This window comes from Nostoc sp. DedSLP04 (assembly GCF_034530775.1).
Lineage (GTDB): Bacteria > Cyanobacteriota > Cyanobacteriia > Cyanobacteriales > Nostocaceae > Nostoc.
The window spans coordinates 81,470-93,156 of record NZ_JAVRCL010000028.1 but is presented as its reverse complement, the minus strand read 5'-3'; the positions used below and the strand labels follow the sequence as shown (position 1 = coordinate 93,156).

General features: G+C 42.1%; 13 protein-coding genes and 1 pseudogene. 9 read left to right on the top strand and 5 right to left on the bottom strand.

What is annotated here, in order from left to right; genetic code table 11:
* Positions 1-29 precede the first annotated feature (29 nt).
* Positions 30-662 carry a type I restriction endonuclease gene (locus RMX89_RS17690; protein WP_322689832.1) on the bottom strand — a complete coding sequence of 211 codons (633 nt, stop codon included), beginning with the start codon at positions 660-662 and terminating at the stop codon, positions 30-32.
* Positions 663-1,568: 906 nt separating this feature from the next.
* Between RMX89_RS17690 and RMX89_RS17685 the strand changes: the two genes are divergently transcribed.
* On the top strand, positions 1,569-2,081 hold the full coding sequence (locus tag RMX89_RS17685; protein ID WP_322685102.1) for a hypothetical protein: 513 nt from the start codon (positions 1,569-1,571) through the stop codon (positions 2,079-2,081).
* Between the two features lie 108 nt (positions 2,082-2,189).
* Here the strand turns inward: RMX89_RS17685 and RMX89_RS17680 are convergent, their stop codons facing one another.
* The gene (locus RMX89_RS17680; RefSeq protein WP_322689831.1) at positions 2,190-2,771 is read right to left on the bottom strand and encodes a thioredoxin family protein; all 582 of its coding nucleotides are present in this window, start codon (positions 2,769-2,771) and stop codon (positions 2,190-2,192) included.
* Positions 2,772-2,916: 145 nt separating this feature from the next.
* A complete protein-coding gene (locus tag RMX89_RS17675; protein ID WP_114083012.1) occupies positions 2,917-3,132 on the bottom strand; it encodes a chlorophyll a/b-binding protein in 216 nt (71 codons plus the stop codon).
* Positions 3,133-3,318: 186 nt separating this feature from the next.
* On the opposite strand from RMX89_RS17675, the gene thyX reads away from it, so the two are divergent.
* The 4 genes and pseudogenes from thyX (at position 3,319) to RMX89_RS17655 (ending at position 5,912) form a co-directional block, all read left to right on the top strand.
* Positions 3,319-4,041 carry an FAD-dependent thymidylate synthase gene (gene thyX / locus RMX89_RS17670; RefSeq protein ID WP_322689830.1) on the top strand — a complete coding sequence of 241 codons (723 nt, stop codon included), beginning with the start codon at positions 3,319-3,321 and terminating at the stop codon, positions 4,039-4,041.
* 101 nt (positions 4,042-4,142) lie between these two features.
* Positions 4,143-5,072 (top strand): Rpn family recombination-promoting nuclease/putative transposase, encoded by a 930-nt coding sequence (locus RMX89_RS17665; protein WP_322689829.1) that lies wholly within the window; start codon positions 4,143-4,145, stop codon positions 5,070-5,072.
* Positions 5,073-5,172: 100 nt separating this feature from the next.
* Positions 5,173-5,589, top strand: a pseudogene (locus RMX89_RS17660) (XisH family protein).
* Positions 5,577-5,912: a XisI protein gene (locus RMX89_RS17655; protein WP_322685106.1), complete on the top strand. Its 336-nt coding sequence runs from the start codon at positions 5,577-5,579 to the stop codon at positions 5,910-5,912. The pseudogene RMX89_RS17660 and the gene RMX89_RS17655 overlap by 13 nt, the downstream one beginning before the upstream one ends.
* A gap of 99 nt (positions 5,913-6,011) precedes the next feature.
* Here RMX89_RS17655 and dcd read toward each other — a convergent pair whose 3' ends face one another.
* Both dcd and RMX89_RS17645 read right to left on the bottom strand, forming a co-directional pair.
* Entirely contained in the window at positions 6,012-6,581 is a 570-nt protein-coding gene (gene dcd, locus RMX89_RS17650) for a dCTP deaminase (RefSeq protein WP_322689834.1), read from the bottom strand.
* 86 nt (positions 6,582-6,667) lie between these two features.
* Complete coding sequence (locus RMX89_RS17645; RefSeq protein ID WP_322689828.1) at positions 6,668-7,204, bottom strand: P-loop NTPase family protein; 537 nt, start codon at positions 7,202-7,204, stop codon at positions 6,668-6,670.
* 581 nt (positions 7,205-7,785) lie between these two features.
* Between RMX89_RS17645 and RMX89_RS17640 the strand changes: the two genes are divergently transcribed.
* The 4 genes from RMX89_RS17640 to RMX89_RS17625 all read left to right on the top strand — a co-directional run bounded on the left by RMX89_RS17640 (position 7,786) and on the right by RMX89_RS17625 (position 11,562).
* Positions 7,786-8,409 carry a nucleoside monophosphate kinase gene (locus RMX89_RS17640; protein ID WP_322689827.1) on the top strand — a complete coding sequence of 208 codons (624 nt, stop codon included), beginning with the start codon at positions 7,786-7,788 and terminating at the stop codon, positions 8,407-8,409.
* Between the two features lie 242 nt (positions 8,410-8,651).
* Positions 8,652-9,395 (top strand): ribonuclease PH, encoded by a 744-nt coding sequence (rph, locus tag RMX89_RS17635; protein ID WP_322689826.1) that lies wholly within the window; start codon positions 8,652-8,654, stop codon positions 9,393-9,395.
* A 272-nt stretch (positions 9,396-9,667) separates the two neighbouring features.
* Positions 9,668-10,390: a 6-phosphogluconolactonase gene (gene pgl, locus RMX89_RS17630; RefSeq protein WP_322689825.1), complete on the top strand. Its 723-nt coding sequence runs from the start codon at positions 9,668-9,670 to the stop codon at positions 10,388-10,390.
* Positions 10,391-10,680: 290 nt separating this feature from the next.
* Positions 10,681-11,562, top strand: a complete 882-nt coding sequence (locus RMX89_RS17625; RefSeq protein WP_322689824.1) for an FHA domain-containing protein — start codon at positions 10,681-10,683, stop codon at positions 11,560-11,562.
* The last annotated feature ends 125 nt before the right edge of the window (positions 11,563-11,687 follow it).

Sequence of the window (11,687 nt, the reverse complement as noted above, 5' to 3'; positions counted from 1 at the left end):
AATCGCTGAAATTCCTTTGCCGTATACATTTACCATTTTCGGATAAGTCTAATATCTTTGGTATCATATTCCAGGACGTTAAAAGTAAAAAATGGCTCCTTGTCCATGACATTTTTATCACGCAAGTCTGTAAAGAAACGGTACTCAACCCCATTAGTGACGATAGCTACTTTTGTTGTCAAAAGTCCATTAAAATAGCGACTCAATTGCCCATCATGTGCTTCAGCTTTTTGACCACGAGCTTTTGCCTCTACGAGCATAACTATATTATTGTTAATAGCTAAAGCGTAATCTACCTTTTCAAACTGCCCTGCTTTTTTAATAGCAAAATCTGCCACGTATTCCGGCATTACTTCACTAGGATCGTAAACATCGTAGCCAAGAACACTCAAAAAAGGGACAATCAGTGCCATCTTAGTAGATTCTTCACCAACAACTTGGTCAGCCCGCTTACGCACTTGTTCAGATAGCTTGGTAATATCTTCAGTGAATCCCATCTTGCTTGCTCCTGGTAGATTAGTGAGTATTGATAGGTCTTTTTTGTAAAATAAGAGTGATTGTAAGGTGGCGTAGTACATTTGAATTGAAAGTGTTAGTGCGATCGCCTTTTTTATCACTCCTATAAAAGTATTCCCAAATAAGTACCAGCCTGTAACACTCATGACTTGTTCACAGGTGCAATGGCATCAGTAATGAATAAAAAGAAATCAGAATGATTTTTTATGAAGCTTCAGCTTATAGAGCAATACAGTTCAGTTAAGCAATTTTTTTCCTTCTCTTTCTTCTCTCTGCGTCCTCTCTACGAGACGCTACGCGTTGGCGAAAGCCTCTCGTAGAGAAGGCGGTTCGTTAAAAAATTGACTTGGATAACAGAGTTGAGTTTTAGCCTTAACTGAACCGTATTGGCCTATAGAGAGGGATTCTCAAAAAAATGCTCAAGCTATAAAGCCCACGAATTCATCCGTGAGCTTTTTAATACAAGCTAACTTGCCGTTGTTGCTTTGAAATGGAAATCTTTGCTCTTTCTTCTCTGCGAGATGCGCAATGGGCAGACCAAAATATTGCTGAGTCAATGAATTTTACTTTTTACTCAGCAAAATATTGCTGAGAAAGATTTTCGTGAGTTTCTACGGATATAACAGAAGCCGACATTAGGATACACTGGCATTTGAATACACTGGAAGTTCATCAGCGACTTAGTTTGTCGCTTCTGGTGACTTCCTTCCTAGTATCCTATTGCTTTTGGCTGTATGAAACTTACTCCAATCTACGGTAAGTCTCCCTGAAGAAGGTTTTTAGCATCTAAACGACTGCCACTGTTTTGAGGCTATAGCCTTAGAATATTTACAAGCTTTACTTACGAATTAGCTCTCTCTAGATAAAAGTACCATTTTTACTGTGTAAGCTGACATTCTACCTGTTTCATCCAGATTTGTGTAGCTTATTAACAAATCAACGGATTCATTAATATTAAGCCTGCTTTACTATTTAGTTTCTTAGCCCGACCTATTAGACAGCTAGAGTGTTCATTTCACTTTGTTCAATAGCTTTTAGCCCTTATCGCTCCCATGCTGACCCATCACCGCAAGCCCGTGTGCTTATCACTTATTTCCACTGACCTACCGATCTGGTCTGTTGTCGAAACTGCCGCAACATTGTATCAAAAGGATACCGATCGGTTTCATTTACTGATGACCGCACCACCTTTAATTAGCTGCGAAGTAGAGAGTGTCATAAGTCCAGAAGACACACTTCCTCAAAGCAAGAGCAAAGCTTACGCCCCTAACAGTCCCAGAATATTGTGGCTGGAGATTTCCCCTTACCGAGTCATTATGACTATGCAAGGTAACGCTCAAGTGAGTTATCGTCACTTTTGGGAACAAGGTGTTTATGGCATTAGTCGCTATTGGTTGCCAACTGAGTCATTGCAACCTAACGATCCGATTCGTTTACGAAATTTTACTCGTAGCCTAACTCTCAACGGACATCCTTTGCCAGAGAATTTGCGGCTGGAATATGAATTGTGGGCAGAAAAAGTCCAATTAGGATACTACATATTAAATTTAGAAATTAAACATTAATAGGTGTGGGCACTAGGGAGTAGGGAGTAGGGAAAAGTTTTTACAATGCCCAATGCCCAATCCCCAATGCCCCATGCCCCATGCCCAATCCCCAATCCCCAATCCCTCTTAACCAAAATAACTGGGTTGGTTTCCTGGTTTCCATTTAATATTGCAACCAACACTCGGCTTTTGCTCGCTCGTAACAGGTTTACCCGCTAGCACTGCTTCAATGGCTGCGCGTAAATCTGCACCTGTTACAGGTTTACCATTACTGGGGCGGCTATCATCTAATTGTCCCCGATAAACAAGTTGGCGTTGGTCATCAAATACAAAAAAATCTGGCGTGCAAGCTGCTGTGTAAGCTTTCGCCGTTTCCTGACTCTCGTCGTAGCATAAGGTAAAATTAAACCCTTGTTCTGTTGCAAATGCTTGTAACGACTCTGGCGCATCATCTGGATAATTTTTTGCATCGTTAGCACTAATAGCAACGATCGCTAAGTCACTTGTAAAATAATCTCTGCCTAACTGCACTAATTCGTTTTGGACGTGTTTTACAAACGGGCAATGCCGACAAATAAACATTACCAACAATGCTTTTTTATCTGCAAAGGTAGAAAGTGAAGTTGCCTTTCCAGATACTACTTCCGGTAGATTAAAATCTGGCGCTTTAGTGCCTAGCGGCAACATAGTTGAAGTAACTAAAGCCATAGTTCACCCAATATTTTTACGCTGATAATTAACGGTTTTTGTTATCAGTATATTTTCAATCTAGCACTAAGTTTTCCATAAAATAAGAGACGGTAAATTTACCGTCTCTTGCATTTTTTGAGAGTTATGTTAAATCAATTAGTTTTTACAGATTTGCCAAAACACCAACAATACCGTGTCCTGTGAATACTTCTAATGCTATCAGAGAGACAAAACCAATCATTGCTAAACGACCGTTGAGCATTTCTGCATAAGGAGTGAAACCAGTGCGATCGCCTTGTTCATCTATATATACTTTTGGCTCGATCGCAAAGTTGTTCAGTTTGCCTTGGTCGTCAATTATAGCAGTGCTTGTACGCATGGGTTTTTCCCTGTCTTCTGTTTATGTAAATAACTGTAACAAAGCTATTAACATTTGTAAAGTATCTTCATCTAATCGAGTAGAAGTCCAAGCCAGAGAAGAGATATGATGATGAATCGAGTTCAAAGCCATGTCTAAGTACTCTATCTAAGCAATCCCAGTCACCAATCCATTCCCCAACAGCTAATGCATCGATTTCGAGTAGAAGTTATTGCCAAAACACCAAACCCGCAGCAGGTTATTTATGCTGCAATGCACCAGGATTATACTGATGGGTTTGTGTTTGATGAGCGCGACTCCTGGCCTTCTGAGTCACAAAGCGGCGAAGTAATTGTTAAACGGCTTTTAGCGGGTGAGAGGGGACACTATGGGCCTTTAGAGCATCCCCAGATTGTTTTCAACTGTGGCTACTTTCCCCACAGTGTGATGCAGCAGGCGCGGACTCATCGCGTTTCTGTATCATTTGATGTACAATCTTTTAGGTACACAGGCAACCAATTTATTGACGTAGTAGAAGGCAAGAAAGACATAGAAGATGTTTTTTATCTACGACCCGTTGGTTATTACACTGATAGACAAGGCAAAAAGTATCACTACTCACCAGAGCAACGAGCAGCAGATTTAGAGTGGTGTAAAGACGCAGCTAAACGATATAAAGCTGATTTTGAAGCGGGAATGTCTGAAGAACACGCTAGAGGCAAAGTGCCTTTTGATTATCGCCAGCATTTTGTAGTTAGTTTTAATTTAAGGTCTTTCTTGCATTTTTGTGACCTGAGAAATAAGAAAGATGCTCAACTGGAAATTCAAAAGTTGTGTGAAATGATGTGGCCTCATTTTGAAGATTGGGCACCTGCGATCGCACAATGGTATGAAAAGCAGCGTCTAGGTAAAGCCAGGTTAGCACCTTAGATAATGGCTGAAAGTTGACACAATTTGCGGTAGGATAAGGCGAAGCGATTATCCTCGGATTTACTGGGTTTGATTTAGGGCGATCGCATCTATTTTTTTTGATGAACAAAGCTGTCGATATTAGCACTAAAAAATTAATCAGCCTTGCACCAAATAATTGGGCAAAATGGGTGACAGGAATTCCCGACATTGTTACAGGCGAAATCTTAAATACAGAATTCCAATGGATTAGCCGACAAAGCGATGTTGTAATTCAGGCTGAAAGTCCCCAATACGGGAAATTTCTCATCCTCAATGAGTTACAATTACGCCACACATTAGAAATGCCGCGTCGGATGCGTGCTTATGCTGCTCTTGCGGAAGAGAAATATAAACTACAAACGTACCCTGTACTGATTAATATTCTCAAAATCACTAACAGCGAAATACCTACAAGCTTTGCATCAAATTTTATCGGTTTAAGAGCAATTCAAGATTACCGCGTAATCAATCTCTGGGAAGTTGACGTAAATATTGCTTTTGAGACACCGTTACCGTCGCTGCTTCCCTTTGTACCAATTCTCAAAGGCGGAGAAAACGAGTCTACAATTAGAGAAGCATTGCGAATGTTGCGTGCTGACGAGCAATTAAATCAACTTGAGACAGTTCTGGCATTTTTTGCAACCTTTGTATTAGAAAGTACTTTAGTTCAGGAAATCATGAGGTGGGATATGACAGTCTTAAGAGAGTCACCTTGGTATCAAGAAATTTTACGTGAGGGACTAGCACGAGGACAAGCAGAAGGAGAAGCAAGAGGAGAAGCCAGAGGAGAAGCAAGAGGAGAAGCAAGAGGAGAAGCAAGAGGAGAAGCAAGAGGAGAAGTACGTGGAATAATCTCTAGCATCGAAACAAGTTTAGAGGCGAAATTTGGCAGCGATGGTTTGGAGTTGATGTCGGAAATTTCGCAAATTTCTGACTTAGGGCAATTGAAAGAGATCTTACGCAAGATTGTTGTAGCAAATACAATTCAAGAGTTACGGAATGTTTTGTAGGATAAAGCAAGCGATCGCACCAACTCCTGCCTGAGAGCTAGAATATGATGAAAGTTTAGACTATAAAATTTTCGAGTTATTACACTTAAAATTTTAATGAATGTCTGCAAGAGATATTTTCCATAATTTAGTTAGATTGGCTTTGCAAAAAGATGGCTGGACAATTACACACGATCCACTGTCTATTGATTTAGCAGATGGACAATTGCAAATTGATCTGGGTGCAGAACGGTTAATCGCTGCCCAAAAATAAGACGAAAGAATTGCTGTAGAAATCAAGAGTTTTGTTGCTCCTTCTGCAATTTCCGAATTTCATACAGCTTTAGGACAATGTTTAAATTATCGAGTTGCACTAAAACTAAAAGAACCAGAGCGAGTTCTCTATTTAGCAGTTCCGCTAGCAACTTATAAAGATTTTTTCTCACGGCAATTGCCACAACTGAGTATCCATGAATATCAATTGAAACTGCTAGTATTTGACCCCGAAAATGAGGTAATAGTACAATGGATAAACTAGCAAAGTATAGACAAATCATCCAGCAAGTTTTGACGATTCATGCTCAGATTAAACCTGCTTATGGTGAAATCGAACGACAAACTATTTTTGATGTGCAACAAAATCATTATCAAGTTGTGAATACGGGGTGGGAAAATCGTCGTCGAGTTTATGGCTGTTTAATTCATCTAGATATTCGAGATGATAAGATTTGGATTCAGTATGATGGGACTGAGATTGGCGTGGCTAATGAATTAATAGAGTATGGTATTCCTAAGCAAGATATAGTGCTGGCTTATCAGCCTCCTTATATGCGAAAGCTGACAGAATTTGCAGTGGGATAAAGCAAGCGATCGCACTCTAATTTTTGGGTATGATTTAGAGCGATCGCACAATGGTAAGCAAAGCAGGATCTAAGTAAGGCAAGATTAGTTTCTTGTCACTTAGACTTTAGCTAGAGTTACAATCTCTAGCTGATCCTGATATTTACCCTGTCTTGCTTCATAACTAATAGCGCAGGGTTCGCCTTCTAAAAATAGCAATTGCACCACTCCTTCATGAGCGTAAATGCGACAGTCAGCGCTGGAAGAGTTGGAAAATTCTAAAGTTAAATGACCTCGCCACGCAGCCTCAGCAGGAGTTAAATTTGCTATTATGCCACAACGTGCATACGTAGATTTTCCAATACAAATTACAGTAATATTCTCAGGAACCTCCAGTTTTTCTAGAGCAACCCCAAGTCCATAGGAATGAGCAGGTAAAATAAAATAACTGCCATTAGCATCGGTATGCAGTGCTGTTGGCTCCAGATTTTGAGGATTAAAGTTTTTGGGATCGACTACAGTTCCGGGAATGTGACGAAAAATACGGAACTCGGCCGAAGAAAGGCGTATATCGTAGCCATAAGAAGATAAACCGTAGCTGATTACATGTTTAACTACTACTGATTCATCTTTTTGCACTTTTCGGATTAAACTTGGCTCAAAGGGGGAAATTAGACCCTGTTGAGCCATTTCAGTAATCCAGATATCGTTTTTAATCACAACTTCACAGCTAATTCAAACAGAATTACTAGGATATCCTGAATTGAGTATTTTGTTTAAGGTCGATAACTCCGACGGATTTCTGTAATTTGATCTGCCACATCGAGAAGGGATTTCGGCATCTCTGGCCCTGTGAGAATAATATCGACGTGGGGAGGGCGTTTTGCCAAAAACGCTAAAACTTCCGTTTCAGGAATTAAACCAAAGTTAATCGCTAAACTTAACTCATCTAACACCACGAGAGAATACTTACTCTCACACACAACTTGTTGTGTATACTGCCACAGCTTTTGTAAGGCTTGATTTTCTGTATCGTCTAAATGTGGTGTATCGATACAACGAGGCAAATCACACCGAATCCAATCTAAATTTTGTCCTAATTGTATAGGTCGATCGTGTCCTTGGCGGATACCTCCTTTGAGAAACTGTACTATTAATACTGGCGTTCCTTGTCCAGCTATTCTCAGTGCTTGCGCCATCACGCTCGTAAAAAAGTTGCGATGAGAGCTAGTGAAAACTTGCACTAGTCCTTCTACTGGATATGGTAGAGTTAGGGTTGAATTGATACCTTGAGTTTCTAGCTGGGCAACCATAAAGTTAAGTTCAAAAAAATACAATAAGTAAAGGGTTATTACTGTCGGTAAAACTGACAAATTTGCCTGTATAATCAATCTGTTTTTCACAGGTGTGGTGGATTTGGCAAATTGCATTCTTAGTCAAACACTAGGTTTGTATTGAAGTCAAGAGTCCTGCTTGATTTACAGCAGATTTCAGGTAAATGAAGTACATAGACAAAACCCGAAAGCCTGTAGAGACTTTGCATATAACGTCTCTAGATGTAGTTTATAAAACCGCTAACTGCTGTAAGTTTTCGTCTTTCCTCTGTAATGAGTTGTAAAAATGAAAACATAAAATCTCTAGTTCCAATTATTTAAAAAAGCGGCGTTGCTGAATCAAAGGATGATTCTTGTGGGGTGGGCATCCTGCCCGCCCGGAAATACAAGGGACGGGCAAGATGCCCATCCCACAAAACTAGTAAAATCATCCCGCAATTATGCAACGCCAAAAAAGCTAGGCACAACGCCTAAAAATCGCTAAATGTTAAATTTGTCGGTTGTTTGGGCAAAACAGACTTAGCTAGTAGGGAATTTGACAGGATGAGGAGTAAATCGTTGTGAGATTGGTGATTCTGGGAGGTTCAGGATCGGGGAAAAGCACTCAAGCACAGAGGCTTTGCAGATACTTTGATATTCCTCTGATTTCCACAGGTGAGATTTTACGAGAAGCAATATCTGGCAATCAGCCCCTGCCGGAATTTCGATGGTTGGAAGCCGATCCCCGGACTTCTCTTTCGGTTTACGCTAGCTTGAGTGAACTTGGCTACCACGCACGACCCTACATGCAAAAAGGGGAGTTAGTTCCAGACGAAACGATCGTTGAATTGATCCGAATTCGCCTCAGACAACCAGATATTAACTGCGATTGGGTGTTAGAAGGCTATCCCCGTACTGCCTTCCAAGCTGAAGAATTAGATTTTTTATTGGATGATTTAGGGCAAAAGCTAGATTGGGCAATTTATCTCCAAGTCCCGGAAGCAGTTATGGTTAGTCGATCCTTGGGGCGATCGCTACCAGATGACCAACTAGAAATCGTACAGCGCCGTGTAGAATTATTCTACGATCGCACCATTCCCATCCTAGAATATTACGACCGTCGTCGCTGCCTGTTGACCATCAACGGCGACCAGTCACCAGAGATGGTACAGCAAAATATTTTGACTCTGCTTTCAGTTCCTTAGAAGAGGAAGGGGGCAGGGGGAGGCAGGGGAAGCAAGGGGACAAAGGGACAAGGTGACAAGGTGACAAAAGTTTAGAACTTACAACAAGTCTTTCCCCTTGTCCCCAATTCTCCTTGTCTCCAAGTCCTCTTTCCAATGCCCAATGCCCAATGCCCAATGCCCAATGCCCAATGCCCAATAACCAATGCCCAATAACACTAAGGTAATCTTAAGGCAGTATTGTAAAACTTGAGGCAACTCCAATGGCTTGGCAGCGTCCTGACGGTCGTCTTGCTTACGAACTACGTCCGATTAGCTTTCACCCCAGTTTCACCCGCTTTGCCCCCGGTTCTGTTCTCGCAAGATGCGGTGATACTCAGGTACTTTGTACTGTTAGCTTTAATAAGGGAGTTCCGAAGTTTCTCGAAGGAACTGGCAAAGGCTGGTTAACTGCTGAGTACCGAATGCTACCATCTGCTACCCAAAAACGCCAAGAAAGGGAATTATTGAAATTATCTGGACGAACGCAAGAAATTCAACGTCTAATCGGACGTAGCTTACGCGCCGCAGTGGATTTTGAGGCGCTGGGAGAACGCACGCTAACTGTGGATGCTGATGTGTTGCAAGCAGATGCCGGAACTCGGACAACAGCTATTACAGGCTCGTTTGTGGCGTTGGCTCATGCAGTTTCTAAATTGTTGCAAGAAGGCGTGTTGGAGCGATCGCCTTTGTGTGGACAGGTAGCGGCAGTTTCCGTAGGATTACTGGATAAAGAGCCATTTTTGGATCTAAATTATATCGAAGATGTGGCTGCAACAGTAGATTTTAATGTGGTGATGAATCAACATCTGGGAATTATTGAAGTCCAAGGAACAGCCGAAGAAGGCAGCTTTAGCCGTACTCAGTTGAACCAACTGCTAGATGCTGCCCAAAAAGGAATTCAGGAATTGTTAATTGCCCAACGTGAAGCGATCGCTGATTGGGAAACATTGTTTAAGATTAATTAGTTTTATTAATTTTTAATAAGAATTAATAAACGTATCCTTTGTGGCGTAAATCAACAAAGTATCAAGTAACTGGATGTAAATAAAAATAATCATGAGAGTGGTTAGTAGTTAGTACGACTCACTACTGACGACTTACCGTTGAAGCTGATAAGGAGGGTCTAAATTTTTCAACTTACTCAATCCATGATGTTAAATGTTTCAAAAGTTAAAAAGGGGGATTGTAATAAGTTCGGTATTGTATTGCCAGAAGCCAGCAATATGATGATGAAGCCATGAACAAAACTGTTGAAGTTCTACCGGATCAGCCGACGCTGGTTACACGAGCGCTAGAATTAATTCTGTCCAAGTTAGAAACTGCCATTGAGCAGCAGGGGCGGTTTACTATCGCCTTATCTGGTGGCAGTACACCTAAACCGTTATACGAAGCGATCGCTACTCAAAAACTGCCTTGGGATAAAATTCATATATTCTGGGGAGATGAGCGTTACGTACCACCAGATCACCCCGATAGCAATGAACTGATGACGCGTCGTGCGTGGCTAGATCGTGTTGACATCCCAGCGGCTAACATTCACCCCGTACCAACTTTAGAAGCCAATCCAGAACTGGCTGCTGCCAAATATGAACAACAGCTCAAAGAATTTTTCCATTCTTCTGGGGTCGAGTTTCCCCCCTTGGATGTAGTATTACTAGGAATGGGTGATGATGCACATACTGCGTCTTTGTTTCCCCATACCGAGGCTCTTAAAGTACGCGATCGCCTAGTTACTGTGGGTAACAAAGACGGAAACCCCAGGATAAGTTTCACATACCCCTTCATTAACTCTGCTCGTAGCGTGATTTTTCTGGTTGCTGGTGCTAATAAACGACCAGCTTTAGCGCAAGTCTTTGCACCTGTAGCCGATGACTTCACTTACCCATCCCGTTTAATTCAGCCCCAAGGAGAACTTTGGTGGCTGCTGGATGCGGCAGCAGGTTTGGAACTTCAACACTAAACTTGGGAATTGGGCATGGGGCATTGGGTATGGGGCATTGGGCATTGGAAAGAGGACTTGGAGACAAGGAGAATTGGGGACAAGGGGAAAGACTTGTTGTAAGTTCTAAACTTTTGTCACCTTGTCACCTTGTCCCCTTGTCCCTTGCTTCCCCTGCTCCCCTTCCCCGTGTAAGAGTGTCCAATTTATTGTTCAATAAGCAGTAATTGCTAGAATCTAAAGCTAGGGCCGCCCTCTGCTTGCCAGTCCTAACTATATTTATGATGATCTTGAACAAAGGCTAAATATCGATGATCGTCTGCCCTAATTGCAATCATCCCAACCCTGATGGCGCTGTCCAATGTGAAGCTTGTTATACACCATTACCTGCGACTACTAATTGTCCCAGTTGTGGGGCAACTGTGCAGGCAGATGCTGCATTCTGTGGTCAATGTGGCTATAACCTTCACTCCGCAGGTGTTCCACACGTTCATCCCGCAGTAGCTACAACAGTTACTCCCGATATTCCCGTGGAAGTACCACCGTTAGTTCCACCCGATCCACTGTTAGAACTTTTACAACCAGATGCCTTGGGAGTGGGTGGTTCGACTAACTCTCATCCTCCCGAATCATCTTTACCACCAACAGAGATGGCAGTTCCCCCAGAACCTGTGCCACAGATACCTGTTGCAAAAAGCAGTCCTCCAGAGCCAGCGTCATCCGTTGTAGCTCAACCCGTAGTCTCTGGACAAAGTAGTATTCCGACTCCACCACCAGTGGAACCAGTACCAGCCTCCCAAGCCGAAGTACCCCCGCCAGTAGCACCAGCACCAACTGCAACTGCTGCCAGAACGCAATTGCAGCAGGTTACAGCGCGGTTACTCCACGTTCAAAGCGATCGCTTAATTGAATTGCCGCAAAATTTCTCTGTGATTCATATCGGCAAGCCTAATGACCGGATTCCTCCAGATATAGATGTTTCAGGATTTCCTAATTCCGAAATTGTCTCGCGGATTCATGCAGATATTCGCGTCGAGGGAGATGCCCATTATGTAGAGGATGTAGGAAGTTCTAATGGCACTTATGTTAATAATTTGCCACTTTTACCAGGGAACCGTCATCGTTTGCGACCAGGCGATCGCATCAGCTTGGGTAAAGGAGACTTGATGACATTCCTCTTTCAACTTGCTTAACTGATTCTCGATCGATTGTGACATCAGTCTAAGTATTTTCTGCCCATCCTCCGGCATCCATTTTGGAGGAGCAACAAATGAACTGCATCAGACAAGCGACGGATAACTATGTTGTTATTGATAGC